The organism is Streptomyces sp. Je 1-4 4N24 (assembly GCF_026239515.1).
In the GTDB taxonomy this organism is placed as follows: domain Bacteria; phylum Actinomycetota; class Actinomycetes; order Streptomycetales; family Streptomycetaceae; genus Streptomyces; species Streptomyces nigrescens.
The window spans coordinates 8,562,002-8,588,437 of the sequence record NZ_CP110836.1 but is presented as its reverse complement, the minus strand read 5'-3'; the positions used below and the strand labels follow the sequence as shown (position 1 = coordinate 8,588,437).

Below are 26,436 nucleotides of genomic sequence, written 5' to 3'. Positions count from 1 at the left end.
GGGTCAGCTCCCCGAGCCGGGAGAGAGCCCGCGCGAGGCTGTCGCCGTGAGGTGTGGGAGGAGACCCAACCGGCAATCCCGGCCCGGCTCGGGCACGTTGCGGGAGGTCGCGGTCCGGACGGTGCCGTCAAGGTACGAGGGGCAGGCTTCCGCTGAACGCCGTACCGCATGTCCGGCTCACTCAAGACGCTGAAAGGCAGTATCGCGATGGGAAACGTCACGCAGGAAGCATGGGTCACCCATTACGGCGAAGGCCGTACGTTCCGGCCACTCGACGACGCCGAACTCACCCTGCTCCGTGAACTGGTTCCCGCACCGCCCGGTGGCGGCCATGCCCTGGATGTGGGCTGCGGCCTGGGCGATCTCGCCCGCCACCTCGCGGCCACCGGCTACACCGTCGATGCCCTCGACTTCGCCGCCTCGGCCCTCAGCACCGCCGAGCAGACCCCGCCGGCATCCGGCACGGTGCGGTTCGTGCAGTGCGACATCGAACGGGACCCCCTCGACGGCCTGCGCTCCTCGTACGACCTGATCGCCTTCCGGCTGAGCTATGCGTTCATCGGCGACCGCACCCGCGTCATGCACCGACTGCGCGAACGGCTGCGCCCCGGCGGCGCGGTCGTGGTGATCACCCCGGTCGTGGAGGGGGTGCCGGCCGACCGCCGCGCCATCGCGCTCGACGAGGAAGAGATCACCCTGCTGTCCGCCGGATGGCACACGGCCGAACGGCGTGACGCGGAAGGGCTGGCGTTCCTCGTGCTGCGCGGCCCCGCCTCGGGCCCGGTGGCCTACCGCGGTAAGGGACGCCCGTCCCCGCACGCCTTGACCGGTGCGGGCGTCGTGGTGACCGACGAAGCGGGCCGGGTGCTGCTGGGCAGGTCGCTGCGGGGGACGTGGGAGCTGCCCGGCGGCAAGAACGACGGCGGTGAATCATTCGTCGAGGCCGCCGTGCGCGAGCTCGAAGAGGAAACCGGTCTGCGGGCCAAGACGGCCGATGCGCGGCTGCTGGCGATCCTGATGGACGCCGTTCACGGCATTCCTCGCGTGACCGCCGCGGTGCGCATCGTCGACTTCTGCGGCAAACCGGCCGTGCGGGAGCCGGATCTCATCCACCGCTGGGAGTGGCACGACGTCGCCGACCTTCCGACGCTTGCCGCCGCACTGTTCACGCCCAGCGCCCACGTCCTGGACGTCGTCTGGCCCGGACTGCTGCCCGGTCTGCCGCCCGTCCACCGGCACCCTCTTGTCTGAAGGAAGGCTCACACCCGGGCGCGAGTCATGACCGTGCGATCGGTGATCACGAGGATCAGACCCAGGACGCTGACGATGACCATGATCAGGGCGATCAGGTGCAGGCGCTGATCGCTGACCTGGGTGTGGAACACGACGGAGATCAGCGCGGACGAGGCGATCGAGCCGAGGAAGCCGAACGTCCGGAACAGCCCCGCAGCGGTACCGATCTCACCGGCGCCGGCCTGGGTGTACAGGGTCGTCTGGTTGGCGCTGATGGTGGTGCCCAGGGTGATCCCGAAGACGAGGGTGATGACCACGATCCAGACGGTCGGGGTGCTTGCGGTGAGCGCGAGCACCCCGGCCGAGGCGGCCAGACAGGAGACCGCCGCGACGATCAGCGGCATGCGGACCAGGTTCCGTTGCGAGATCGGCCGGGCGAGCAGGGCGGAGAGCGCGCTCATGGGCAGCAGCAGAAGACCGGCCGCCTCGGCGGACATGTTCCGGCCGGCCTGGAGCCACTGGGTGAGGCCGTAGAGGACGGTATAGACGCACAGCGATGCCACGGCGAAGCGCAGGTAGGTGCGGGTGAGCGCCGGGTTTCTGCCCAGCAGGCGTACGTCGAGGAACGGCCGGTGCGCCCGTAGTTCCCACCAGACGAGTCCGGCACCGATGACGGCGGCCAGGACGAGAACGAGCCAGTCGGGGTGCGGAAGTCCCCTCAGGAACACCAACAGAGCGGCGATGGCCCCGCCGAAACCGACGATGCCCGTCATGTCGAGGCGCGCCGCGAGCTCGCGAAGTGTCCTCGATCCCGCGACCGGCGGGTCGGAGGGAATCCATAAGTAGGCCATGGCGAGGGCCAGTAGGGCGAAGGGGAGGTTGATGAAGAACGTGGTCCGCCATCCCCAGGCGTCAACCAGCATGCCGCCCATCGGAAGGCCGAGGGCGGACGTGGCCGCGCCGGCGATCATCAGGCCCCCGAGTACGCCGCCGGGCGGTGCGTCCAGCCCGGTCGCCTCCGCCCGGCGGCGGATGAGCAGCATCGCGGAGGGGTAGACGGCGGAGCTGCCCACCCCGATCAGCACCCGGGCCACGACCAGGGCGGTCAGATCCTGGCCCAGTCCGCCCACGGTCCCGCCCGCCAGGACGATCAGGATGCCGGCCAGGAACACCCGGCGCGGCCCGAGCTCCTCCGCCAGCTTCCCTCCCATCGGCTGGGCAATCGCGCAGGCCAGGTAGAGCGCCGAGACCAGCACCGCGGTCCGCCCCACCGAGACGTGGACGGCGGCCGCGATCGGCACCAGCGCGGTCGCGATGAGCGAGGTATTGATCGCGTTGATCGCCGATCCCGTGAACAGCGGCGTCACGAACCGCCACGAGAACGCGTTCGTGGTGTGGGTGGTGCCGGGCGGTACGCTCGCCGGCGTCACAGGTTCTCGCCCAGCCGTTCGATCAGCGGCGCTGCCGCCCTCAGGGTCTCCAGCTCGGCGCGGGTGAACCCGCCGGCGTCGAGCGCCTCCGCCAGCTGCTCCGCACGGGCACTACGCCGGTTCCGCAGCTCCCGCTGCCCGTCCTCGGTGACCGACATGACCACCCGCCGGCCGTCAGCGGGATCGGGACGGCGCCGCACCAAGCCGCGCTCTTCCAGCCCGGCGAGCGTCATCCCCATCGCCTGCGGCGTGATCTGCTCGGCCCGGGCCAGCTCGCTCGTCGTCGACTCGGCCCGCTCCAGGCGCGACAGGACCGACACCTCGGGAAGCGTGAGCTCGCCCGGAAGCGGCTGACGAAGCCGTCGCACGAAGAGACCGAGGCTCACCTGCAGCGCCGAACCCACCGCGTTCACATCCAGATCATCCGCCATGATGAGAAAGCTAGCTTTCCTAGTTGAGCGCGTCCACCGGCTTTCGCGAAGTGGCGGGAATCCCTGCCCCCCGCTGACACGCTCTAGCGACGACCGGCCCCGGACCCGCTCAGCGGCGCCGAAGCCTGCGACTGGCTCCCGATGCGGGGATGCTGCCCGCCAGGGGCCGCCGACCTCCCCAGGATGCTGAGGACGACCGCTGCGCCTGCGAAACCGGCCAGGCAGCCGGCGGTGTTGGACAGCAGGTCATTGATGTCCGCGGTACGCCCCCATTGGACGAGGTGCTGGGCCGTCTCGATCGCGAGGGAGCCGAGGAATCCGAAGAGCCCTGCCGTGAACCAGCGGCAGCCGAGCGCGGCGAACAGGATTCCGCCCGGGAGGAACAGCGCCATGTTCACCAGGAAATCGACGAGGTCGGCGGGGTTGCTCACGTCGAGCAGGGCGATATTGACGGGCCGGCCCCCGCCCGACGGCGTGCCGAAGGTGAGACTGACGACCCCGGCGGCCCACAGCCACACCAGGCCCAGCAGGATCCGCTGGGAGGTGCGGCGGGTGCGGGTGGCCGGCCAGGTGAGGAGAGCACCCGCGAATCCGACAAGGAGAGCAATCACAGCGAAAGGCATGGGGAACGGTAACCGACCGCCACTTCCGGTGCGCCGCGGAGACACCACCCTGGCGCACAGGACTGCTGCGGAAGCACTCACCGGCAGCGGTGAAGCCTGCGCTGAGGGGCGGCTCCCCAGGCGGGCGCCGCGGACGGCCCCGCAGCGGCTCCGTCGGCTGACGGGGAAGCTCAGCGACGCAAGTGGGACACCAACTGGCGGCAGTCGCGGGCGAGTTGGCGGACGCGGCCCAGAGTGAGGGCTGATCGTAGGGAGGCCAGGGGCTGCAGGGGGGTGTCGAGGAGGCGGGGGTCGAGGTAGGGGGTCCAGCCGGTGGCGTGCGGGTGGTAGCGGGGTGGGCCGACACAGAGGCGTTTGGTGACCACCCAGCGGGTCTCCGGGCCGGTGTTCGGGCGGGTGGCGTGCAGGTGGTCGCCGGCGAAGACCAGCAGGTCGCCCGGTTCCAGCTCGACCTCCACCGGGTCACCGACCGGCTGGTCCGGCAGCAGGCGCACACCGTCGTGCCGCAGGGGACGCCGGTACGCCTGCGGCCAGAAGGTCAGTCCGTTGTCCTGGCGCACCCGGCTGACGGCCATCCAGAGGTTGACCGAGTTGACGGCGGTGTTGAACCAGGAGTCCGTGTGCGCCTCGTTCGGGAGCAGGAAGCCGGTGTAGGGGCGCAGTTCCTCCTCACTGCCGCGGACGGCGGCCTGCGGCGGCATGATCCGCACGCCGAGGTGGTCGCTCACATACAGCCGGCGTCCCTGCGGCGGCAGCGCTGCGGCGAAGCGGAGCAGCAGCCGTTGGGCGGCCGGGCGCAGTCGGCGGTCCAGCTCGTCGCGGACTGCCCGGACCTGTTCGGCGCCGGCGACTCGGTGCAGATGCTCCAGGCCGCGTTCCGCGAGCCGGCCGGCCGCTTGTGGTGAGACGGCGGAGGTGACGGAGGCGAGCGCCGCACGGTGGAAGGTGCTGCCGGGGACGAGCTGGTGCAACCCGCCGCGGACCACGACCAGATGGCCGTCGAGCACCTGGCGCAGACGCAGCTCGCCGACCGTCGACGCGTGCAGGGTCGCCAGTGACACATCCGCTCCCTCAGTCGGCCGGCTTGCTCGCGCGCAGCGAGAAGGACAGCGGCATCGACGGCAGGCCCTCCGGCAGCCGCCACCAGCCGTCCTGGCCCCGGCCCATGAAAGGCACCATCCGCCAGGCCACGAACGGCCACTCGTGCAGGAACTCCACTCGCAGGCCGGCGGCCGCGAGTGCGCTGACGACCTCGCCGAGCGAATGGCCCCAGGCGTACTCCCAGCCGGGCAGCTCCGCCTCGGGTACCGCGGTCGGACTGCGGTATTCGAAGGCCAGCGGTTCCGCCTCGCCGAAGTACGAGTAACGCAGCCGCAGTTCGGCACGGTCGGCCTTGTTGTCGAGCATCCAGGCCGCCGGATGCGACTCGAAAACGTAGACGAAGCCGCCGGGCGCGGTGAAGTGCGCGGCGACCTCGGCCCAGCGGTACAGGTCCGGCAGCCAGCCGAGCACCCCGTGCGAGGTGTAGACGATGTCAAAGGTGCCGTCGAGCCGGGACGGGAGGTCGAGGACGTCCGCCTCCACGAAGACGGCCGACGGGGCGACGTCGGCGGCCAGGGAGCGGGCGGTGGCCACGCCCTCGGCGCAGAAGTCCACACCGGTCACCCGCGCCCCCAGCCGCGCCCAGGAGAGGGTGTCCAGCCCCACGTGACACTGCAGGTGCAGCAGCGAGCGGCCGCGCACCTCGCCGACCTCGGCACGTTCCAGCGCGCGCATCCGGGAGCCGCCGGTCCGGAACCCCGCGAGGTCGTATTGGGCGGATGCGGCCTTCAGCGGCGTCCACCGCTGCCACATCTCATGGTTCTTCCTGAGGTACGTCCGTGGGTCACGCGACCCGCTCGGCGCGGTCATGCCGGCAGCTCGTAGACGCTGATGTGCCAGCGGCTGCTGTCGTCGAAGGGGACACCGGACCACCCGCCGAACCGCTCGCGCAGCCGCAGGCCGGCGGCGGCCGCCATCAGGTCGAGCTCGCCCGGGGCCGCGTAACGGAAGACCACCTGGACGTGCCGGAAGATGCCCTCGTCGAGCACCAGGTAGTCGGAGGTGTAGCGCTGGGAGGCGGGCTGGAGACGACGGGTGCGCAGCATCGGATCACCGTTCGCACTCGCCACGGACTGGGCGCCGCCGCCGCTGTGGGCCGCCAGCACCTCGGGGAGGTGGCCGTCCAGGACGAACAGCCCGCCGGGCAGCAGCCGCTGGGCCGCCCTCGCGAAGCAGCGCAGCTGGTCCTGCTGGGTGGGCAGTTCGAAGAAGGTGCCATTGGCGACATAGACCATGGCGAACTCGCCGTCATGGTCCACCTCGGAGAAGTCACCGAAGCTGATGGTGAGTTCTTCGCCGCCCGGCTTGGCGCGAAGCTGGTCGACCATGGTCGGGGCGGCGTCGATGCCGTGGACCTGGTGCCCGCGCCCGGCCAGCGGCAGGGCCACCCGGCCCGTACCGATGCCGAGTTCGAGCAGGGGGCCGGGCGGCGCGCTCCGGGCCAGCCGCGCCAGCAGGTCCACGGTCTCCTTGGTGCTGCCGGCGGACGGGGTGAACCAGTCGTCGTAGCGGTCGGCGAAGTCGCCCGCATAACGGGGAACCGTCGTCATCGTGCTCCTCTGGAAGGGGTTCAGCCGAAGGGGTGCGGCGGCGTGCCGGGGGCGGCCACGGAGGGCAGCGGCCGGGCACCGGGGGCGATCAGACGGACGAAGGCCAGGTGCTCCTCGCGGAGTGCGGCGGGTGCCGTGTCGACGCAGACGATGTCCTCGCCGGTGTGCTGGGCGAGCAGGCCGACGGGGTTCACGGGATCCACGGGTGCGTTCCGCGGTGTCGGCAGGGGGATGGGGCCGTACTGCAGCCAGCGCGCCAGTGCGTCCTGATGGCCGTGGTAGGTCCACAGCGCATGCGCGACCGCGGATGCCGGCGTACCCGTCAACGCCAGCCGCTCATGGGCACGTTGAGCCGCCAGGGTGCTCATGCTCCAGCGCACCAGCAGCGCCTCCTGCGCGGCCCGTGCCAGGAGGTCCGTGCGTTCGGTCGCCGGGCCACAGCGCGCGCCGAAGGTCTGCTCGCGGCCGGCGGAGGTGTGGAGGCAGACGGCGACGGCGCAGGCGCCCGGCGCGGAGAGGGTCAGCGCGGTGGCGTGCACGCCGAGGCGCTCGCACACGCGGTGCACCGGCGGGGGAAGTTGGTCCAGTACTCCGGTGGCGGCGGGCGCATGCTCCGCGGGGGCCTGCCAGCTGCGGCGCAGCAGGTCGCGTTCCAGGATCTCCCAGGCCGCGTGCTCGACGGCCGCGGCCCGCTGCCGGTGGGCCGCCAGGCCGGTGGAGCCGGCACGTGCCGGCGCGGTGCAGCCGGCGGGAGGGCGGTGCTGCAGGAAGGCCAGCGCGGCCGGCACCAGGATCTCCGTATCGGAGAGCAAGGACCTCCCGGTGATCCAGAGCTGGTGTGCGGCGCGGGCCTCCGTCCCGGCCCAGGGCGCCGGATCGAGCGCGGGCGCCCGCCTGCGCCGTAGTTCGGCGTGGCTGGCGACGAGCGCAGGGGATGCCTCCGCCGCGCGCCCGGCCAGGACATTGCCCATCCGCTCCAGCAGCTCACCTCGGGCCCGCACCGCGACGTCGGCCGCCCGGGTGCCCGCCGCGCTGCCGATCAGCACCCGCTGCCCGCCGGCGCTCGCGGTGGCGTCGAACAGCGGGCTGCGGGCGGCGACCCGGCCGAAGAGCAGTTGGGACTCGCCGGGAAAGGGTGCGAAGACCTGCGGGGGCCATGCGGTCGGCAGGGCGCGGGCAGCGGCGGGCGGCACAGACGGACTCCCGGGGACGGTGGATCAGACGGCGGTCGGGCGCAGCAGGTCGTCGCACTCCCCCAGGACGGCGAATCCGTGCGCGGTGAGCGACCCCACGTGCTGCCGCAGGGCGTCGATCGCTTGCCGCGCATCGCTCGACAACCGGTCCCGACGGGCGGCCAGAGCAGGGATGGCGGTGGTGTGCTCCGCGGGGGTGGCGGTGGTGTCCTCCGCCTCCAGCAGGCGCCGGTAGAGCTCCGTGCAGCGGGTCAGGACCACCGCCTGCTGGAAGAGTCCCGCCAGTGGGCGCGGATCGGCCCGCAACGGGGTCCGTACGGGGTCCACGCCATCGGCGGCGGCGGTGAGGAACGGACCGCTCAACTGGGCGGCGTTGCAGCGTGTGTGGGTGCCCTCGTGGACCAGTGCCTCGGCGAACCGGACCGGTCCGGGCAGACCGCGGGGACTCGCGCCCAGTCGGGCGCGGTTGACGTAGACGGCGCCATGGGTGGCGAAGTCGGTGAAGCCGTCGATCGCCCGGCCCTCCAGCAGCGCCACCTGTGCCACGCAGATGCGTAGTTCGGCGAGCATCTCCGGCCAGGCGGCGGCGAGCCGGTCCCGGCTGTCGTCCAGGACGGCACGCTCGGCACGCTCCCAGCCGGCCAGCCGCGACCCGCCCGTGACGTCGGCGCCGCGGGGCCGCGCGGCCAGCGCACGCTCCACGGACCGGGCGAGGTGCGGTGCCGGCCCGACGGGCCCCAGGGGCTCCCCCGTCGCGGTGTCCGTGCCTGCGGTGACGTTCGGCAGGTTCGCGGTCTGCACGGCGAAGGCGGCGGCCACGAGCGCGGGGCCCGCCGCCGCGGCCGTCCGGACTCCGGCGGCCGCCAACACGCCCTCTGCCACCCGCCGTACGGCCTCCTCGTCACGGCGGGCCGCCTGCGCATCGGGGGCTACCCGCAGCACCGGTTCACCTCCACCGAGTTCACACTCCACCTCTGGGCATCGGAACCCCCGAGGTCCGGACCTCTGGGCTCGGGGACAGGCGCGGCGGGTAGCAGGCAGCCGATCCGAATCAGTCCTGGTCCGGAAGGTCGATCATGAGTGCGTAGTCGGGGAGCTCCTCGGTGACCTGCTCGATGTCCTCGTGCTCCATGTCCGTCCTTCCCTCTCGGGTCGCACACCTCAAGGAGCGTCAGCTGACGCCCGCATCGAACGTACGGGGCCCCTGACCGGCAGACCACACGTTCACCGCACTGCCGTACGGAAACCGGACGCCTTCCGGCTCGCGTGCGCCGTCACCCGTGGAACACGCTCCGCCGAAGGCCAGCAGTGGATCAGTACGCCACGGAGCACCGGACGGCCGGGCCGCGCGGGAAGCATGTGACACCAGTGGTTTCCCGATCTGGCTGATATCTCCGCCGGGCCGAGCGGGTGTGCGCCGCCATGCGCCCCGCCGTGCCACCGGCCGCTCAGCGAGCCCGGTTGTGACCGGAGATGGTGATGGGAAGCATGGGCGCCCGTCACCACGACGCCCGGAGGCTCCTTCACCCATGCGGATCGCCTATCTGCACAGCGGCAGCATCCCCTCCGTCTACGCAAACGGTGTGCACGTGATGCGGATGTGCGACGCCTTCACCGACGCCGGCCACGAGGTCGTCCTCCACGCCCTGCCGGGCACCGTCCCCGCCGACGACATCCACGCCTACTACGGCACCCGCAACCGCTTCGAGGTACGCACCCACGGGCAGCCGGCGGTGCCGGGGGCGGGCAAATGGATCCGGGCCCGGCAGGTCCGGGCCGATCTCCGCCGCCGTGGCGTGCCCGACCTGCTCTACGGACGCGACCCCTTCGCCCTGCTGGCCTGCTCGGGTCTGGCACCGCTGGTGTACGAGACCCATCTGCTGTGGCCCAGCCGCAGCATCCGGGCGGTGGAGCGGTCACTGTTCCGCAGGCCCAACCTGCGCCGGGTGGTGTGCGTTTCCCAGGCACTCGCCGACGACTACCGCGCGGCCTTCCCGGAGCTCACCGCCCTGAACACCGTCGACCTGGTCGCCGCCCACGACTGCGCCGATCCGGTGCCGCTCGACGGCCCGGTGGCCCCCTTACCCGGCCGGGAACGGGCCTTACGGATCGGCTACGTCGGCCATCTCTACCCCGGGCGGGGCACGGACGTCATCCTCGGCCTGGCGGAGCAACTCCCCGAGGCCGATTTCCATCTGGTCGGCGGCACGACGGCGGACCGCACACACTGGCAGAGCCGCTGCCGCCAGCCCCATGTGTACTTCCACGGTCATCGGCCGCCGGCCCAACTTGCTCCCTTCTACCGGGCGTTCGACATCGTCCTCGCGCCCTATCAGAGGCGGGCTTACTGCGCCGGAGGCGTCGGCGAGATCAGCCGCTGGGTGTCACCGATGAAGCTGTTCGAGTACATGGCGTACGGCAAGGCCGTCATCGCCTCGGACCTGCCCGTCCTCCGGGAAGTCCTCACCGACGGGGTCAACTGCCTCCTCCGTCCGCCCGGCTCCGTCACGGACTGGGCACAGGCCGTCACACAGCTCGCCGAGGACACCGCCCTCCGTTCGGCCCTGGGCAAGGAGGCCAGGCGGCAGCTGACCGAGCACTACACCTGGCGGGCCCGCGCGGACCGGGTGCTGCCCGCTGTCCCGGCGGCCGCCGGGCCGGAGAGCCGCTGATGCGGGCGGTGGTGACGGGCGCCGCCGGGTTCATCGGCTCCCATCTGTGCGCACATCTGCTGGCCTCCGGTGACACGGTCGTCGGCATCGACGCGCTGACCGACTCCTACGACCCGGCTCTCAAGGCGCGCAACCTGCGTCTGCTGGCGCCGCACGCCGCCTTCACCCACCACCGGGCCGACCTGCTCGAGGCGGACCTCGGCACGCTCCTCGACGGGGCAGAAGTCGTCTACCACCTTGCCGGCCAGCCCGGTGTCCGCCCCTCCTGGGGCTCGGATTTCGCCCGCTACGCCAACCGCAACCTGCTGGCCACCCAGGCCCTGGTCGAGGCCGCCCGGAAGCGCCCCCTGCACAAATTCGTCTACGCCTCCAGCTCCTCCGTTTACGGTGACGCACCGGTCTTCCCCACCCCCGAGACGGTCTGTCCCCGGCCCGTCTCGCCCTACGGCGTCACCAAGCTGGCGGCCGAGCACGTCTGCGAGCTGTACCGCACCGTCTACGGACTGCCCACCGTCTCGCTGCGGCTGTTCACCGTGTACGGCCCCCGGCAGCGCCCCGACATGGCCTTCGCCCGCCTCGTCGACGCCGCGCTGACCGGCGGGCCCTTCCCGCTGTACGGAGACGGTGAGCAGACCCGGGACTTCACCTACGTAGGCGACGTCGTCACCGCCATGCGCGCCGCTGCCTGTGCCGGCTTCACCGGTGTGGCCAACCTCGGCGGTGGCCGGCCGGTCTCGATGAAGCAGGCGGTCACCACGGTCGAGCAGCTGATCGGGCCGGTCACCCTCCATCCGCGGCCGGGCGGCCCCGGCGAGGCCCGGCACACCGGAGCCGATATCGCCCTGGCCGCACGGGAATTCGGCTATCACCCCCGGACGGACCTGTACGACGGGCTGACCGCAATGGTCAAGCACACGATGACCTGGAGGCACCTCGATGGCTGAGGACCGCCCCACCCGGCCGAAGGTCTTCGGCCTCGGACTGTCCCGTACCGGCACCCGCTCCCTCACCACCGCGCTGCGCACCCTGGGCTTCGACGTGGCCCACTACCCCTGCGACCCGGGTACCTACCAGGCCCTGGTGGACGGCACGGCGCGCTTCCCGCTGCTCGCGGAGCGCGACGGGATCACCGACATCACCGTCGCGCCCTACTACGAGGAACTCGATCTCGCCTGGCCCGGCGCCAAGTTCATCCTCACCGTCCGCGAGGAGCAGAGCTGGCTGCGCTCCTGTGCGCACCACTGGCAACGGCCCGTCACGAGCAAGGCGGCCCCCGACTCGGTCTATGTGCGGGTCCAGCGCTTCCTGCGGGCCGCCGTCTACGGATGCCATGAATTCAACGCGGCGCGCTTCGCCCGGGTCCACCGCCGGCACGTCGAGCAGGTGCGGCGCCATTTCGCGGGCCGTAACAACGACTTGCTGGTGCTCGACATCGTCGGCGGACAGGGCTACGAGCGCCTGGCCCCCTTCCTCGGCGTACCGATCCCGGACGAGCCCTTCCCCGGTTTCTGATCTGCCTGCCAAGTCCGGGTCCCTCGCCGGTGGGTAGTCCTTCACCCAGGGGCCGAGCCAGTGGGGCCACCCCCCGATAGAGGGGTGGCCCGCTGCTGGACCTGCGCCGCGGCCTGCGCCTCACTGCGCAGCGATACGGCGTCGTCGGGAATCAGTCGCTGATCTCTCCGGCGGCGAAACGGCGTGCCTCGCGCCGGCCCGCATAGCGTTCCTTACGGTTGCCGACCCTGACCATCTCCTGCCATTCCTTCACGCAGGAGCGGACGTTGCACCCCGCACAGCAGGTGCGGCCGAGCAGCTGCATGCCGGGGTCTTCCCACCGGCAACGGGTGTCCGCGTCCTCCTGCGTCGGGTGCGGCGGCAGATCGCACGCACCGTAGCGATGATCGTGGACCGGCCGGGGGTTGTGCTCCGCGTGACGCACCCACAGTGGCTTCGTCTTGTCCGTACGGGACATCTCGTTCCTTCCGGAACCCGCCGCCCGTGCTCCCGGACCTTCCGGGCGGACGGCTAGATCCACCACTTCACGGCGTCACGCTCCTTCCTATGTCCACAGCACCTGCCGACGAAATCCCGCACCCCATCGGGTGGCAATGCCCCGGCCCGACGCAGTCACCAGAGCCACCACGCCCTCAAGGGCGCGATGCGGACGGCACTTTAGGCCACGAGCCACGAGAGTCAAAGGGCTTTTCGGGCCGCCGCCCCGCCGACCGCCGCCTCCTCGTCATGGGCTGCGGAGGCTTCGGATTGCTGCTGCCCGCCTCGACGAGGGTCGGCCCTGAAATCATTCGCCCGTGCTCCCTCGTCCGGTACGGTCGCGGAATTGTTTTCACTGCTGGGGCCTGTGAGGTTCGCGTGCGGCCTCCCCGGCAGTTCCCGGACTGAGAGCAGGTTTCGTCATGGCTTGTCGTATCAGTGAGCTCGTGCTCGGTTGCCGCGACCCTGAGGCGCTGGCGCGGTTCTGGTGCGAGGTCCTGGACTTCGTCGTGCTCGATCGCGAGGACGACGGCACGCTGGAGATCGGGCCGCGCGAAGGGTTCGGTGGCGCGCAGCCGACGATCATCCTCAGCTACAGGGATGAGCCGGAGAAGGGGAAGTCCCGGCTGCACATCGACGTCAACGCCACCGACCGCGATCAGGACGCCGAGCTCGAACGCCTTCTGAAGCTAGGTGCGCGCCCGGCCGACATCGGCCAGACAGGGGAGGAACAGTGGCATGTCCTGGCCGACCCCGAAGGCAATGAGTTCTGCCTGCTCAAGGCCCGTCTCAACCCACTCTGATGCTCATCGGTCACTCCTCGGCACCAGGTACCCGGGGCCTGCCTCGAAGTCCGGCGTGACGGGCGCGTCGTGATCGTGCAGTAAGTGAGGTCTCCGGTAGAGGGGTTCATCGACCACGAAGAATCTGAACACCGGAGGCCTCATGGCCGCCCCCAGCGGTGATGAGGCGGCTTGACCTGCCCGATAGGAAGCCATCCTCCACATCGCCGTCATCAACGACTGGCTCCTGGCCTCGCATGGAGACAGGCCCTAGCCGATCATGTCCGCGGCCAGCGCCAGTGGTTGCCAGTCCGGGACCAGTCGGTCCTCGATCTGGGCGCCGGCATAAGCGATCTGCTGAGGCGTCAGGTAGTCACGGTAGCCGCCGACGATCCCCCGTCTGGTCTTGTACGACTCGATGTCGTCCAGGCGTCCGGGGCGGAGCTTTTCCGAGTGGAAGACGTCAGCGACCTCCATGGCGCGCATCCGGTCGAAACTGCCGAACTCCACCGCTTCCCGTAGCGTCCCGGAGGCCGGGGACGGCACACCGCAGAACTCCAGGACCCGGGCCAGCTCTCCGGTGGTGTCCGCGGCCAGCCGCTCGTAGGACGTCAACAGGAAGCCCTCGGGAATGCCGCGGCTGGCGTACCAGATGTTCCAGAACGCGACGCAGGTGCGGAGGCTGCCCTCCTCGGCGGCCAGGAAGTCGCCCAGCTCCCCTCGATACGGGTTACCTGGCCGACGGGTGCGCTGGAAGTAGTGCGAGACCATGGTGTCCCGCAAGTCCCTGGTGAGGAAGACCACCTTGCGGCCTCGGTACCAGCTCTTGTCGCTGGAGAGCTCGTTCGGGGAGCGCCAGGCGACCCGGTCGTCGTGCCAGAAGATGATCCGCGGGATGGCCGGTTCGCTCTCGCAGAACGCGGTGAGCTGCAGGTCCGCGCAGACCTCCATCGGCAGTCCCCAGCGGGCCGAGATGGCCTTCGCCATCATGACGCGGAGCCAGGTGCGACCGCACTTGGGAAAGGAGATGACAACGACCTCGGCGGAGTCCGCGGCGTCCCAGGAGCCCTCCTGGGACGGGGTGGGGAGCGTCATGCCCGTCAGTGTCCGCAGGCGTCGGCCGGCGGACAAGGGCGCACTATGCGCCACACCTGCCGCCACCGGTGCCCTCTCTCTAAGGCCAGGTCAGGACCGCGGACGGCCGGCGCAAAGCAGCGGCTGCCACCTCACCCTCCCCTAGCGGCCGAGCGCTTTGCGGAGTTCCTCCTTGTTCATCTGGGAGCGGCCGTCGATGTTCCTCCTCTTGGCCTCCTCGTACAGCTGGTCCTTCGTGGGGCCCTGCGGACCGCTGTGGGAGCGCTCGCCGCCGCGCTGAGAGGCGGATTTGGGGTCGCGGAGCGAGGCCTTGCCCGCCGACCTCGCTTCCCCGGAGCGGGCACGTTCCTTGTTCACCGTGCGCGCGGCGATCTCCTTGGCGCGCTTCTCCGAGACGCCGTGCTCCAGCGCGTTCTCCTTGATGTGCTCGTACTGCCGCTCACGCTTCTTGTCCGAACCTGCCGGCATGCTGCAGCTCCTTGATCGAGTGGGGCGTCTTGCATGTGCTGAAGGGCGCCTACCCACCGCCGGTGCGTCCACTGGCTGCGGCGGTGCCTCTACCACTCCACTCGCAATGGGCGCCGTGCGCGACAGGAGAGAGCCGGTCAGGCAGCGTCCGTGCAGCCAGATGGTGGAGGCGGTGCGCCAGAGGGGGCCCGGACTCCTCTGGTCGTGGCCGCCGGCCGGGCAGTTGGAGCAGGGTGGCGATCGCCAGGCCGGCGAGGTTCGCCGTCGTGACCGGGGACCGGCCCGGCAGACAGGGCGTCAGGCATCGGCCTGCCGTGGCGCCCGGCGGTGCCCGACCGTGCCTATGGTGATCACACCTCTCCCCCGTGCCCCGGCAGACCGGCTGGAGGGGGCCTGCGGCTCGACCACTGTCCTTTCTGCCTCGGATCTGCCTCGGAGTACGACGTGGGGAACAAGACGACGCCCTTGGCGGGGCGGCTCGCAGTGGTGACGGGCGCGGCCCGCGGGGTCGGCGCGGGCATTGCCCGGGAACTGGCCCGGTACGGTGCGCGGGTCGTCGTCCTCGGCCGGGAGGAGGAGCCGCTCGCCCGACTGGCGGACTCACTCCCCGTCGAAGCGCACAGCTTCGCGGTGGACGTCACCGATGACGCGGCGATGGACCGCGTGGCCGCCCGGATTCATGACCACATCGGCCGGCCGTCCGTAGTCGTTGCCAACGCCGGTGTGGCCGAGGGAGGCCCGTTCGCCACATCGGATCCGGCCACCTGGCGGCGGGTCATCGAGGTGAACCTCATCGGCAGCGCGATCACCGCGCGGGCCTTCGTTCCCGGTCTGCTGGCCACGCGCGGATACTTCCTGCAGATCGCCTCGACGGCCGCCTTCGGGCCGGCGCCCATGATGAGCGCGTACTGCGCCTCCAAGGCCGGTGTGGAGTCCTTCGCCCAGTGCCTGCGTGCCGAACTCGATCACCAAGGAGTCGGTGTCGGCATCGCCTACCTGAACTGGACCGATACCGACATGGTCCGCGACGCGGACCAGCACGGGGTACTGCGGGAACTGCGCGCCCACATGCCGCCACCGGCCAGACGCGTCCACCCCGTCGAGACGGTCGCCGCACGCCTCGTGACCGCGATCGAACGCCGCTCCCCCACCGTCTACGCGCCCTCATGGCTGCGCCTCGCTCAGCCGGTCCGTCCCGTACTGCCACCGCTGGTCACCTGGATCTCCCGACGCGAGCTGCCCCGGCTCGCTGAACGGGTCCGCTTCGATGCCACAGGACTCCTCGGCGCCGGTGGCCGCGCCGACCGGACGGCGGGTACGGACCGGACGGCGGGTACACAGGGGACGCACGGGGTGTAGCAGCATCCGCCGGTCTCGGGCTCAGACTCGGTTTCGTGCTCGGCTCGGGCTCGGGTCGGTTTCGCACTCGGGCCCGGTTTCGGGCTCGGCGGACACCTCGCGCTCTGCCTCGGCAGCCGGACTGTACGGGGAAGTCGCACACAGGCCCGGACAGCGGTCAGCGGTCAGCGGTCAGCGATGTCCTCACGGAGGCCGTCGGAGAACTCCCACCACGACAGGGGGAGCCAGTCGCCGTTCACAAAGGCATCGACCGTCGCACCGCGACCACGGACAGTAATCGTGGTTCCAGGCGGATACGTGGTGCCGGACAGGCCGGGCACCGGGACGAGCAGGGTCCCGAGTCGCTGTGCTGCCACGTGTCGCCCTCCCTCTTTCGCTTCTCGGTGCGACATTGCGATACCGGAGTGGATATTCCCTCTCACATTAGCGGCTTGCCCCGCCCAGCAGACCGGAGAATCATGAGTGATAGCTCACGTCAAAGGGGCGGGGAATCCATGCGCACTCTTCGCTGAGCGGGAGGTGGCAGCAATGAAAGCCGTCGTCTACAAAGGACCGTTCACCGTGGCGGTCGAGAATGTCGACAAGCCCGGCATCCAGCACCCCAACGAGGTGATCGTAAAGGTCACCTCCACCGCGATCTGCGGCTCGGACCTGCATATGTACGAAGGGCGTACGGCAGCCGAGCCGGGCATCGTCTTCGGGCACGAGAACATGGGAATCATCGAGGAAGTCGGCCAGGGCGTCACCTCCCTCAAGGAGGGTGACCGGGTGGTCATGCCCTTCAATGTCGCCTGTGGGTTCTGCGACAATTGCGTCGAGGGATTCACGGGTTTCTGTCAAACCGTCAATCCGGGATTTGCGGGCGGCGCTTACGGCTATGTCGCCATGGGCCCCTGGGCGGGCGGCCAGGCCGAATATCTGCGCGTACCCTATGCCGACTTCAACTGCCTGAAGCTGCCACCGGGAAACGAGCACGAGACCGACTTCATCCTGCTCGCCGACATCTTCCCCACCGGCTACCACGGCTGTGAACTCGCACAGGTACGTCCCGGGGAGAGCGTCGCGGTGTACGGCGGCGGGCCGGTCGGGCTGATGGCCGCCTACTCGGCGCTGCTGCGCGGCGCGAGCAAGGTGTTCGTCGTGGACCGGGTGCCCGAGCGGCTGGCAAAGGCCGAGGAGATCGGCGCGGTCCCGATCAACTTCGCCGAGGGCGACCCGGTGCAGCAGATCAAGGATCTGACGGAGGGCGTCGGCACGGACAAGGGCGTGGACGCCGTCGGCTACCAGGCGATGGCACACGGCGCGGCACGGGAGGAACCGGCGACCGTTCTGAACTCGCTCGTCGACACGGTCCGGGCCACCGGTGCCCTCGGCGTACCGGGCCTGTACGTTCCCGCGGATCCGGGCGGCCCGGATGAGCAGGCCAAGCGGGGCATGCTCCTCGTCTCGATCGGCAAGCTCTTCGAGAAGGGCCTGCGGATGGGTACGGGGCAGTGCAACGTGAAGCGCTACAACCGGTTCCTGCGCGACATGATCATCGAGGGCCGGGCCAAGCCGAGCTTCGTCGTCTCGCACGACCTGCCCCTGGACCAGGCCCCCTCGGCATACGACAAGTTCGACAAGCGCATCGAGGGCTACACCAAGGTCGTCCTGCATCCCTAGGACGCGTCCGCAAAGTCCCCGTCCGGCTCGCGAGAAACCCCGGTCGGCCGCGCCGGCGTACCGGCCGGGCGGCCGGACCGGTCAGGCCGGCCGGGGCAGTCGCCGTGACAGCGCCTTGCCCGCCGTGGCAGCACGTTGCCCGCCTTCGCGCCGTCCGCATACGGCTGCCCGCCCGCAGAAGGTCTGGTCTTCCCTCCACGCGGCCGCTACGTCTCTTCTTCCAAGCGGATCGCCTTCTTGAGATCCTCCGCCGCCTGGCCACCCCGGCCTTCATGGGACTCCAGCAGGGCGGCTGCCAAGGCGTCGAGTTTCCGCTGGATCGCATGTTCCGCGCGGAGCTCGGAATTCTTCAGCAAGGCGAGAAGGAGCAGGGTCACCGCGGCCATCAGGTCCCCCGCCAGCAGCTGCCAGGCCAGCGACAGATGTACGAGATGGGCGACAAGAAAGAACGCGATCAGAACGAGGCAGACCACGAAGAAGGCGGGAGAGCTGGTGAAGTGCGAGGATTTCGCGGCGAGTTGGGCGAACCGCCCGCGCTGCGTTCCGCCCCGCTCCACGGGGTGCCGAAGGGTCATGGCACCTGGATACTCAAGCGGATCGCTCCGCGGACAGCGCCATGCCGAAGGCGCCAAGGTTTTTCACTTCAACAGCGACGAGTCCGGGCACGCCGACAGCACGCCCGGACCGTCACAGATCTCCTTCATTCCGGTCTCCTTCATTCCGGCCTCCTGCACACCGGCGTCCAGGAGCTCCTGACGGCAGCAGCCGCCGTGGTGCCGGCCGCCCGGAACGGACCGGTTGCCCGTCCGTCCCGGGTGGCCGACACCTATCGCATCAGGGGCACGAAGTCCCCCCTCGCACGGCCTACTTCACGTCGAGGAAATCGCTCGTGGAGGTCACTGACGAGGTCGTCGACGTACCGGCGAAGGCGTAGCGCCAGTCGCCGTCGGCGGAAGCCTTCACGGTCGTCTTCAGGTTGCCGTGGCTGTCCGACTTGATGGTCTTGACCGTGCTGAAGCTACCGGCGCCCTTCTTGCGGAACTGCAGCTGCACGGACTGCTGGGTGTAGCCCGCGTACTTGTCGGTGTCCCAGTTGGCGCGGGTCAGGGCACCGGTGACCGTGACGGTCTTGCCCTTCGCCACGGGCTCCGGCGAGGCGTTGGTCGTCAGTCGCGACGCCCGCTTGACCCAGGAGGACTTGTAGGTGTCCTTGGTGGAGTAGTCGCCGTCCTTACCCACCGCGGACGCGAACACGTGCCACCGGCCGGCAAGGATGTTGCCGTAGACGGTGGACGCCGGGTCCGCAACGAGGGTGACCGAGCAGGTGGCGGTCGTGGCGTTGACCGTCTTGCAGGTGCCGTGGTCAACGCTTGGGGTCATGGCGCCGTCGACACCGGTCTTCAGGTCGGTGCCGTGCCACAGGAACGCATAGCCGTCGTAGATGCCGGCCGGGTCGGTGGCGGTCACCGAGACGGTGTACGTCTTCTTCAGGCTGGTGCCGACCACTATGTCCTTGCCGCCGTTGACGGTGACATTCGTGATCTTGGTGTCGCCCCGCGCGTCGTCCGCCGCGGCCTTGGCGGGAGACTTCGCAGTGAACGGAGAGAGCTGCGCCTTGTCGGCGCGGGCGCCCGGGTTGTCCGCGGCCTGTGCGGTCGGGACAGTGAGGGCGGAGAGGGCCAGGGCGCCGGACAGTGCGGCAACAGTGGCTCGAGTGCGCATGTATTCCTCGAATAGGAAGGGGCCCCGCGGCGTGGGACGCGTTCGACGGGACCCGGATCGGTCTGGAGTCCGCTGACTCCGAAGACCAGACCCCGAGCAGATGTGAATGGTTGTACATCTGCATGGAGTTTTTGTGAACGCCTGCCATGGGGGGGGCGGCCGCCCCCCTCAGGCTCATTCCCCGGCCGGCAGTACCGCCCCCGCCACCAGTGTGCGCAGCGCGGCCAGCGCCTGGTCGGGGTTGACGCGGTCGGGCGCCAGCAGCCACTGCTGATGGATGCCGATCCCGGCACCGATGATCGTGACGGCCAGTGTCTCGGCGGACAGTCCGGGCGGTAGCGGCAGCCGCTCCAGCCATCGTCTGCAGTGGTCGCGCAGGGTGTTGTGGATCTCGACGTAACGGCCGTGGATCGGCGACCCCGGCTCCAGCGCCTCCACCAGGAGCGTGACGAAGAGCTTGGTGGTGGGCTGCGCGAACAGCGCGTCGGCGCCGCCCATCAGGCGGTCGAAACCCGCTTCCGCCTCCTCCGGCTCCGCCAACTCCCCCGGCTCCTCGACGAGTCCGGCGCGGATCAGGTCCACCGAGCGTTCGAGGACGGCCAGCAGGAGACCTTCCTTGCTGCCGAAGTGCCACGGGATCGATCCCCTGCTGATGCCGGACCGCTCGGCCACGTCGGCGAACGTCGTCTGCCGGTAGCCCTTCGCCGCGAACAGCTCCGCCGCCGCCCTGAGGATCAGCTCGCTGCTCTCGTGACTGGTCTGCTCTCGTCGCGTTGTCACGCCACCTCCTCTGTGCTAGCAATAATATTCTATGCTGGCCAACATAGAAGCACCGCGGGAGGTTGTTTTGCGCTTCGTCACCTACACCTCGGCCGACGGCGATCGGGCCGGCGTCCTCAACGGCGAGCTGATCCATGCGTTATCGGAAGGCACCTCCCTGCTCGGACTCCTCGGCCCCGCGCTGCGGCAGGCGGGCGAGCGCGCCCTCACCGAGCCCGCTGACGTCGTCGCGCTCGCCGACGTCACGCTGAAAGCCCCCCTCCCCAGGCCGCCATCCATACGGGACTGCCTGTGCTTCCTCGACCACCTGCGCGCCTGCCGCAAAGCAGTCGGCGACACGGGAGCGCTGGAGCCGGTCTGGTACCGGATCCCCGCCTTCTACTTCGCCAACCCCGCCACCGTCATCGGCCCCTACGACGACGTGCCCATCTCCCCCGGCAGCGCCTGGTTCGACTTCGAGCTGGAAATCGCCGCGGTGATCGGCACCGCGGGCCGCGATCTGACGCCCGAACAGGCCGAGGGCCATATCGCCACACCCTCTTCTGTGACTGGAGCGCACGCGACCTCCAGGGCCTGGAGAGCCAGCTCAAGATCGGCCAGGCGAAGGGCAAGGACGGCGCGTCCACGCTCGGGCCGTGGCTGGTCACGCCCGACGAGCTGCCCTTCGGCCCGAACGGCAGGCTCGCGCTCCAGGTGCGGGCCGAGGTCAACGGCGAACCGGTCGGCGCGGGCCGTACCGACGCCGCCTACGCCAAGGGCCTCGACTTCCAGGAGGCGGCGTTCGGGGTCGATCTGGCCGAGTACGCCGGCTGGCTGGACGCCGAGCGGGTCGTGGTCAACTTCTACCGGCGCTATCGCGAGATCCATCCCGACCAGCCCGTGCTCGACAGGTTCGCGCTGTTCGCCCTGATGGCCGAGTGGGACAGTCGCCGGCAGTCGTCGGTCCCACGGTCCGCAGGGCTCGTGGCCTCCCGCGGAGGCGGGTTCGAATCGTCATGACCCGTCGGCCAGATCGTCGCACTCGCACTCGCCCTCGTCGGCGTACGCAAAGGCGGTGGAACGACGCCTCGCACGACTGGCTTCCGCTTCCCACGACGCGCCACTCGCTGCCGGCTCCGCCGTCGAGTGTGCGGGCTCAACCCCGTGCCACGTACTCCTCTGCACTGAAGGCGGTCCCCAGATGAAGCTCCCGAACACCGCACACTCCTCCCACCCCTGGCGGATCCACGCCCTCACACCCGACTTCCGGCTCGAGGACGTATGGGCGCTGCCGACACCTGGCGGTCCTGACGACCTCACGCGGCTGGTGCGGCAAATGACCTCCGGCAACGGACGGTTCTCCGGAGCCACCCGCACGCTCTTCGCGCTCCGCTGGAAGCTCGGGGCACTGCTCGGCTGGGATCGGCCCGGCTCCGGTCTCGGCGCCCGGGTGCAGACTCTGCGCGACAGACTGCCGGCGGATCTCCGCGACGCCCCGCCCGGACCGGGCTTCCGAGCGGTCCCGCTCACCCCCGTCTATCTGACGGACAGCGAGTGGGCGGCGGAGGTGGCCAACCGGACCGTGCACGCGGTGATGCACATCGGCTGGGTACCGGACGAGTCCGGTGGCTACCGCGGTCAGATGGCTGTCCTGGTGAAGCCGAACGGGCTGTTCGGGAAGGCCTACATGGCCGCGATCAGGCCGCTCCGACATCTGATCGTGGATCCGGCGCTGATGCGGAAGATCGGACGCGCCTGGCAGAGCCGGGGGGACGAAGACCGACGTGCGGGATAACCGGTTCCCGCCAGGGCCCACATCGGCCGACGGCACCCGCACCGTCCCCGCCCTCCGCGAGGGCGTCGCCCGGACCGGGGGCCGGCCACGACACCGACCCTCGACACGGGCGCCTCCGCCACCGGCCGCACGACCAAAGGGTCCGGCTCAGAAACCGCTGACAACCCAGACAAAGACCCATCATCGAGCAACACCGAGGAGAGCATCATGAAGGTCGGAATGGTAGCGAGCCACTATCCGCACGCCGCTTACCGTGAGGAGTTCATCTCGCGCGTCCATCAAGTCCGCGAGGTGTTCCTGCGGACCCCGGGATGCCTTTCGGCTGAGTGCTGGGTGTCCGCCGACGCGGTGGTGTCGATAGTGCAATGGGAATCCGAAGAAGCCTCCGCCGCGTCCTTCGCCACCGTCGCGGCGGCAGGACTGGACCTCGCCTATGACGAGCGTGAATCGCGCCCGCGCGAGATCGTCCGGCTCGCGGCGTGCTGACGTCGCTTTCGCCGTGACCGGCAGGGGCTGGAGGGTGTCTCCCCGGTCTCCGTGGAGACACCCCTAATCCTCGTGCCCCGCCGGAGGCATCGCCGTGCCACCCCGGCACCCTGTGAAGGTGGCGTTCGGGCAGAAGGCGTCAAAGCCCATCTCGTACCGGGCGAAGGCTTTCCAGGCGGCGTTCCGCACGGCGGTGTACTCGGTACTGGTCAGCGGTCCGCCCTTCATCGCCTTGAAGGACCGCAGGATGGCGTCGCGTGCCACGAGGAACGAGGGGTTCTTCGGTGTGAGCTTCATGCCGTCGACGACCGCCTGCCATGTCACCTGGTAGCCCCGCTCCTTGTTGTCGAGGGCGGCGGCGACCTTGCGGGTCAGTTCCATGAGCGCCGCGCACCAGATCTCGCCGACGTCATGGACTTCCTGGTAGGTCAGATCGCGGTTGCCGGCGCCCGCGACCTCTCCCGGTCCCTTGCCGATGTCCCCGAAGGCGCCGGGGTATTGCGAGTCGTAGGGCCGTTGCCGGATGCCCTTCGATCGGTTGACCACCCAGTTGCCGAGGACATCGCGTTCCTGGGAGTTCGAGAAGTTCCTGGTCGTGAGGGCGAAATAGTCTCCCCAGCCCTCGCCCATCGCGACCGGCTGGTCCTCCTCCAGACCGTTGGCGTCGAACAGGCCGCCGACGAGACGGTTGGACACCCCGTGGCAGAACTCATGGAGGACGACATCGAAGTCATCGGCCGTGTGGCGGCCGGTGCCGGTGACCAGGCCCATGTTCATCACGGCTTCCAGACCGTCGGCCCGGGTGGCCATGTTGGCCGTCCCGAACACCGCCCCCGGGTGGGCGAGGGCCCGGACGGGGTCCGCCCCCTTTCCCAGGCCCGTCACGTTCGTGGTCTGGAAGTTGCCCTGGTCCTCCGTGAAGCCGAGCATCATGAAGAGGTCGTGGGCGAAATTGCAGAAGTAGAAGATGTTGGTGACGAATTGCTCGGGGCTGTCCTGCGGCGGGTCGAAAAGGCTGTTGCCCTCGGCATCAACCGTGACCTCGACGGGTCGGCGGGTCGCTCCATTGAGCGCGCGTACGTTGTTGCCTTCGGTCGACACCTTCCCGTTGTGGGTCCTTGCCCAGGGCAGCGGGAAGCCGGCGGGCAACCCCGCGGACGCCACGGTCGGATAGCCGTTCGCGGGCACGGGGAACGGGACGGTGTCAAAGGTGCTCTCGGCCGGGTTGCGCTGGAAGACACGTCCTGCGATCGCATGCCGGACCGTGTCGTAGAAGTAGAGGATCTCGGGCTCGTCCGGGTTCGCGGTCCGGTCGTCGGCCTCGACGAAGGCGTGGTACTGAGCGGACAGTTTCTCTCGGGAGAAGGTGAACATCCAGGTGAGGCGGGCATCTTCGCCCATGTACAGGTACACGAGCCGGGCCGGGACGGCTTCCTCGAACGGTCCCTTGCTGAACGTCATCGGCTGATCGTTCCGCGCCTGGTGCGACAGTCGCTCGAAGCCGTCCGATATGTCGAGACGCGGGAGTTCGTCGTCGCCGAAGACTCCGCGGAGCGTTGTCGGCTCGGCGGCCTTCGCGGCCGCCACCCGCAGCGCCACCTCGGCCGGGACCACCGGCCTGGCCGGCAGGGTCGCCGGTGCACTCACCGTGTCGCCGATGACCCGGTCGACGGTGCCGTCCTCGAACATCCACACCTTCGGCGCCATGGCCCACACCTCGATGCCGTTGAGCACCTGCTGCAGGCTCACGACGCGCAGTCCCTCGCTCGTCGTCATCACATTCGGGTCGGCCTCGAATTCCACCGGCTCGCCGGCCGCGAAACCGATCGCCTCGGCGACCGACGTGACGTACTGCTTGGCCTGGGCGATATAGCCGTTCTCGGGCATGGGCACCGACTCGTCCGTGGTGGTGAAGCCGGGAGCGCCGGTCACCCGCAGCTCGGTCAGATGCCCGGTGAAGCGGTTCACTTTGCTGCGGTCCGCCACGAGGGTGTGGTCGACCTCCGCCGCCACCCGTTCGGTGTCGTCCAGGAAGGCGTCGGCTTCGGCGACACTGGCCAAGCGGTCGTAGTTCTTGTTCCGCTTGTCGATCATTACGCTCATGGCGTGCTCCTTGGGAGGGTTCAGAGGCCCGCGAGCGTGAGTGCCGCCGCCGCGACCGTGCGGGCGATCGCGGCGGCGTAGTCCGTGTCGTGGTCCTCGTCGAGGAGGGTGTCGCCCGGCATGTGGTACTGCCGGGTGCCGGTCGCGGGCGCGGTGTCGTCGAAGAAGTTCTCGCAGACGGCCGCAGCTGCCCAACCGCGTTCATGGAAGCTTGCGTGATCGCTCCGCCCGGCGGCCGGGTCGCCGGAACCCGCGAGCGCTTGGAGCGAGAAGTCGGCCGCGACCGCAGGGGCGGCCTGGGCGATGAGCCCCCCGAGCGCGTCGGAGGCGCCCACGACCGGGCCGGGGACCGACGATCCCGTGTGGATCTCCATCGTGCGTGTGCCGCCCTGGAAGCCCGCGATCATGTCCATCTGGAGCACGCCGACGATCCGGTCCCCGGCCGCGGCCGCCGCACGCGCATAGGCCTTGCTGCCGACGAGGCCCTGTTCCTCGGCGTTGAAGAGGACGAAGCGTATGGTCCGTGCCGGTGCCCTGCCCTCGGCGATCATCGCGCTCAGGCACTCGGCCGTGGCCAGGACCGCCGCCGTACCGCTCCCGTCGTCGTCGGCGCCGGGTGCCGGGTCCAGGGCGGGGTCGTAAGGGCGTGGCCGGCCGCTGCTGTCGAAGAACTCGCCCCTGGCCGCGGTCGAATCGAGATGTGCCGTGATGAGCACGGCGGAGTCCGCTGCCGCGACCGGGAATTCTGCTTCGACATTGGAGAGCCTGCGCCCCCGCCATGAGAACTCATGGCGTCTGACCGTCAGGCCGAGGTCATGGAGCCGGCGGGCGAGTGCGGTGACCACGAGGGCGTTGTCCGGGCTCGCCGCGTCGCGGCTGCGGACCTTCAAGGGGTCGCCCTCGACGAGCGGGTCGATGCCGGAGATACGGGCGACATGGCCGCGCATCGCCGCGGGGGTGATGGCCGCACCTACCGCGGCGACGGTCTCCGGAGAGGGCACGCCATTCGCGAACCCATCCGCAAATCCCTGGACCTGTGTCTCCCCCGGCCGGGAGAGGAGAGCCGGGTCGGGAAGCAGCCGCTCGGTGTGCCCGGGTTTCGCCTCCGCGATGTGCAGGTCTTCGACGGGGGTGCCGGCCGCGGCGGCGACATAGACGCCGCCCGGTGCCGGGCCGAGAGAGGCGACCGACTGTTCCGGTCCGTCGAGTGCGCCCGCGATGAAGGTGAACGCCGCCGCGGCGCGCAGAGTGGCCTCCGCCGTTTCCTTGGCCGTGCCCGAGACATGGGTGAGCGCCTCAGGGAGGGAAACCGGACGGTCGTCGCGCATCAGGAAGGCAGAGGTCTCCGCCACCTCGCCCCGGAGGTCGGCCGTGAACCCGCCCTGCTCAAGTGCGGCCACACCCCGCGCGGTCGCCATGACGAGGACGAGGTGGGCGGAGGCCACATGGACCGGAACGATCTCACCGGTACGCGCGATCGCCTCAAGGTCGGCCAGACTCCGGTTCGCCGGCACCTCGATTCGTGCCCAGAACACCGGGCGGCCCTCGATGGCGGCGAACGTGAAAACCGGGTGTGCGGCGGCCCGCATTCCGGCTTCGCGGGCGAATACGCGCTCATCGGGATCTTCGCCCACGAATACGCAGTCATCGGCATCGACGCCCGCGCTCGCCACCGCGCCGTCGAAGATCCCGCGAGCGGTCTTTGCGCCCCAGTGAAGGAGACTGTCGTCCGTGAAGCGGCCCGCAAAGGCCGCGTGCAGCGCCGCCACCGCGCGGGCGCGCGCCGCCTCCCCCGTGCCCGGGTTCGAAATAATGCCTTTCCGTATGCCCGCTGACGCGTCGAGAACATCGAAAACACGAGGCCGTGGACGGAGAGTCAAAGAACCGTCGGCCCCGATGCTCGCGTCCGCGAGCGTTTCACCGATGTCGAAGAAGAGCACGGGCATCTCGGCGCCTCCGGAAAAGAGCGCGCCCCCGACCGGG

Annotated in this window: 28 protein-coding genes and 1 pseudogene; 12 read left to right on the top strand and 17 right to left on the bottom strand. The window is 70.0% G+C overall.

The window, feature by feature from the left end; translation table 11 throughout:
• Positions 1-168 precede the first annotated feature (168 nt).
• Positions 169-1,251: an NUDIX domain-containing protein gene (locus tag SLV14N_RS37255; RefSeq protein ID WP_263272763.1), complete on the top strand. Its 1,083-nt coding sequence runs from the start codon at positions 169-171 to the stop codon at positions 1,249-1,251.
• Positions 1,252-1,259: 8 nt separating this feature from the next.
• Here SLV14N_RS37255 and SLV14N_RS37250 read toward each other — a convergent pair whose 3' ends face one another.
• From SLV14N_RS37250 to SLV14N_RS37215, 8 genes are all read right to left on the bottom strand, one after another.
• Positions 1,260-2,663, bottom strand: a complete 1,404-nt coding sequence (locus SLV14N_RS37250; protein WP_263272761.1) for an MFS transporter — start codon at positions 2,661-2,663, stop codon at positions 1,260-1,262.
• Positions 2,660-3,094, bottom strand: coding sequence for a MarR family winged helix-turn-helix transcriptional regulator (locus SLV14N_RS37245; protein ID WP_208687283.1), 435 nt, complete (start codon positions 3,092-3,094; stop codon positions 2,660-2,662). The genes SLV14N_RS37250 and SLV14N_RS37245 overlap by 4 nt, the downstream gene beginning before the upstream one ends.
• 83 nt (positions 3,095-3,177) lie before the next feature.
• Entirely contained in the window at positions 3,178-3,717 is a 540-nt protein-coding gene (locus tag SLV14N_RS37240) for a VanZ family protein (protein ID WP_263272759.1), read from the bottom strand.
• A 170-nt stretch (positions 3,718-3,887) separates the two neighbouring features.
• Positions 3,888-4,778 (bottom strand): phytanoyl-CoA dioxygenase family protein, encoded by an 891-nt coding sequence (locus SLV14N_RS37235; protein WP_208687281.1) that lies wholly within the window; start codon positions 4,776-4,778, stop codon positions 3,888-3,890.
• Between the two features lie 10 nt (positions 4,779-4,788).
• Entirely contained in the window at positions 4,789-5,628 is an 840-nt protein-coding gene (locus SLV14N_RS37230; protein ID WP_263272758.1) for a bifunctional 2-polyprenyl-6-hydroxyphenol methylase/3-demethylubiquinol 3-O-methyltransferase UbiG, read from the bottom strand.
• A complete protein-coding gene (locus tag SLV14N_RS37225; protein ID WP_208687280.1) occupies positions 5,625-6,368 on the bottom strand; it encodes a class I SAM-dependent methyltransferase in 744 nt (247 codons plus the stop codon). Before SLV14N_RS37225 ends, SLV14N_RS37230 begins: the two co-directional genes overlap by 4 nt.
• 20 nt (positions 6,369-6,388) lie before the next feature.
• On the bottom strand, positions 6,389-7,561 hold the full coding sequence (locus SLV14N_RS37220) for a YcaO-like family protein (protein ID WP_263272757.1): 1,173 nt from the start codon (positions 7,559-7,561) through the stop codon (positions 6,389-6,391).
• Between the two features lie 24 nt (positions 7,562-7,585).
• A complete protein-coding gene (locus SLV14N_RS37215) occupies positions 7,586-8,503 on the bottom strand; it encodes an HEXXH motif-containing putative peptide modification protein (RefSeq protein ID WP_263272756.1) in 918 nt (305 codons plus the stop codon).
• Positions 8,504-9,090: 587 nt separating this feature from the next.
• On the opposite strand from SLV14N_RS37215, the gene SLV14N_RS37210 reads away from it, so the two are divergent.
• The 3 genes from SLV14N_RS37210 to SLV14N_RS37200 are packed head-to-tail and all read left to right on the top strand — an operon-like array spanning position 9,091 to position 11,745.
• Positions 9,091-10,233, top strand: a complete 1,143-nt coding sequence (locus SLV14N_RS37210; RefSeq protein WP_263272754.1) for a glycosyltransferase family 4 protein — start codon at positions 9,091-9,093, stop codon at positions 10,231-10,233.
• Positions 10,233-11,177, top strand: a complete 945-nt coding sequence (locus SLV14N_RS37205) for an NAD-dependent epimerase/dehydratase family protein (protein ID WP_221174719.1) — start codon at positions 10,233-10,235, stop codon at positions 11,175-11,177. Before SLV14N_RS37210 ends, SLV14N_RS37205 begins: the two co-directional genes overlap by 1 nt.
• Complete coding sequence (locus SLV14N_RS37200; RefSeq protein ID WP_263272752.1) at positions 11,170-11,745, top strand: sulfotransferase family protein; 576 nt, start codon at positions 11,170-11,172, stop codon at positions 11,743-11,745. Before SLV14N_RS37205 ends, SLV14N_RS37200 begins: the two co-directional genes overlap by 8 nt.
• Positions 11,746-11,896: 151 nt before the next feature.
• Here SLV14N_RS37200 and SLV14N_RS37195 read toward each other — a convergent pair whose 3' ends face one another.
• Positions 11,897-12,202, bottom strand: a complete 306-nt coding sequence (locus SLV14N_RS37195; RefSeq protein WP_208687275.1) for a hypothetical protein — start codon at positions 12,200-12,202, stop codon at positions 11,897-11,899.
• Positions 12,203-12,644: 442 nt separating this feature from the next.
• On the opposite strand from SLV14N_RS37195, the gene SLV14N_RS37190 reads away from it, so the two are divergent.
• Positions 12,645-13,025 (top strand): VOC family protein, encoded by a 381-nt coding sequence (locus SLV14N_RS37190; protein ID WP_263272751.1) that lies wholly within the window; start codon positions 12,645-12,647, stop codon positions 13,023-13,025.
• Positions 13,026-13,274: 249 nt separating this feature from the next.
• Here SLV14N_RS37190 and SLV14N_RS37185 read toward each other — a convergent pair whose 3' ends face one another.
• Both SLV14N_RS37185 and SLV14N_RS37180 read right to left on the bottom strand, forming a co-directional pair.
• Positions 13,275-14,099: a sulfotransferase domain-containing protein gene (locus SLV14N_RS37185; protein WP_263272749.1), complete on the bottom strand. Its 825-nt coding sequence runs from the start codon at positions 14,097-14,099 to the stop codon at positions 13,275-13,277.
• A gap of 141 nt (positions 14,100-14,240) precedes the next feature.
• On the bottom strand, positions 14,241-14,567 hold the full coding sequence (locus SLV14N_RS37180) for a plasmid stabilization protein (RefSeq protein WP_208687271.1): 327 nt from the start codon (positions 14,565-14,567) through the stop codon (positions 14,241-14,243).
• A gap of 444 nt (positions 14,568-15,011) precedes the next feature.
• On the opposite strand from SLV14N_RS37180, the gene SLV14N_RS37175 reads away from it, so the two are divergent.
• Complete coding sequence (locus SLV14N_RS37175; RefSeq protein ID WP_208687269.1) at positions 15,012-15,926, top strand: SDR family oxidoreductase; 915 nt, start codon at positions 15,012-15,014, stop codon at positions 15,924-15,926.
• Between the two features lie 164 nt (positions 15,927-16,090).
• Here the strand turns inward: SLV14N_RS37175 and SLV14N_RS37170 are convergent, their stop codons facing one another.
• Complete coding sequence (locus SLV14N_RS37170) at positions 16,091-16,282, bottom strand: hypothetical protein (RefSeq protein WP_208687267.1); 192 nt, start codon at positions 16,280-16,282, stop codon at positions 16,091-16,093.
• A gap of 172 nt (positions 16,283-16,454) precedes the next feature.
• On the opposite strand from SLV14N_RS37170, the gene SLV14N_RS37165 reads away from it, so the two are divergent.
• Complete coding sequence (locus tag SLV14N_RS37165) at positions 16,455-17,588, top strand: glutathione-independent formaldehyde dehydrogenase (protein ID WP_263272746.1); 1,134 nt, start codon at positions 16,455-16,457, stop codon at positions 17,586-17,588.
• Positions 17,589-17,794: 206 nt separating this feature from the next.
• On the opposite strand, the gene SLV14N_RS37160 is transcribed toward SLV14N_RS37165, so the two are convergent.
• From SLV14N_RS37160 to SLV14N_RS37150, 3 genes are all read right to left on the bottom strand, one after another.
• Positions 17,795-18,163, bottom strand: coding sequence for a low affinity iron permease family protein (locus tag SLV14N_RS37160; protein WP_263272744.1), 369 nt, complete (start codon positions 18,161-18,163; stop codon positions 17,795-17,797).
• A gap of 289 nt (positions 18,164-18,452) precedes the next feature.
• A complete protein-coding gene (locus SLV14N_RS37155) occupies positions 18,453-19,310 on the bottom strand; it encodes a calcium-binding protein (protein WP_263272742.1) in 858 nt (285 codons plus the stop codon).
• 174 nt (positions 19,311-19,484) lie between these two features.
• Positions 19,485-20,090, bottom strand: a complete 606-nt coding sequence (locus tag SLV14N_RS37150) for a TetR/AcrR family transcriptional regulator (protein WP_263272741.1) — start codon at positions 20,088-20,090, stop codon at positions 19,485-19,487.
• Between the two features lie 31 nt (positions 20,091-20,121).
• Between SLV14N_RS37150 and SLV14N_RS38880 the strand changes: the two are divergent.
• The 4 genes and pseudogenes from SLV14N_RS38880 to SLV14N_RS37135 all read left to right on the top strand — a co-directional run.
• Positions 20,122-20,780: pseudogene (locus SLV14N_RS38880) on the top strand (fumarylacetoacetate hydrolase family protein); the annotation flags it as partial.
• Positions 20,781-20,783: 3 nt separating this feature from the next.
• Positions 20,784-21,089: a hypothetical protein gene (locus SLV14N_RS37145; RefSeq protein WP_263272738.1), complete on the top strand. Its 306-nt coding sequence runs from the start codon at positions 20,784-20,786 to the stop codon at positions 21,087-21,089.
• Between the two features lie 181 nt (positions 21,090-21,270).
• A complete protein-coding gene (locus SLV14N_RS37140) occupies positions 21,271-21,864 on the top strand; it encodes a DUF2867 domain-containing protein (RefSeq protein ID WP_263272737.1) in 594 nt (197 codons plus the stop codon).
• Positions 21,865-22,071: 207 nt separating this feature from the next.
• Positions 22,072-22,350, top strand: a complete 279-nt coding sequence (locus tag SLV14N_RS37135; protein WP_109887009.1) for an antibiotic biosynthesis monooxygenase — start codon at positions 22,072-22,074, stop codon at positions 22,348-22,350.
• A 63-nt stretch (positions 22,351-22,413) separates the two neighbouring features.
• Here SLV14N_RS37135 and SLV14N_RS37130 read toward each other — a convergent pair whose 3' ends face one another.
• Positions 22,414-24,453: a M36 family metallopeptidase gene (locus SLV14N_RS37130; protein WP_208687254.1), complete on the bottom strand. Its 2,040-nt coding sequence runs from the start codon at positions 24,451-24,453 to the stop codon at positions 22,414-22,416.
• A 20-nt stretch (positions 24,454-24,473) separates the two neighbouring features.
• Positions 24,474-25,898 carry a M28 family metallopeptidase gene (locus SLV14N_RS37125; RefSeq protein ID WP_263272735.1) on the bottom strand — a complete coding sequence of 475 codons (1,425 nt, stop codon included), beginning with the start codon at positions 25,896-25,898 and terminating at the stop codon, positions 24,474-24,476.
• On the opposite strand from SLV14N_RS37125, the gene SLV14N_RS37120 reads away from it, so the two are divergent.
• A complete protein-coding gene (locus SLV14N_RS37120) occupies positions 25,899-26,288 on the top strand; it encodes a hypothetical protein (protein ID WP_259670649.1) in 390 nt (129 codons plus the stop codon).
• Positions 26,289-26,436: the final 148 nt, after the last annotated feature.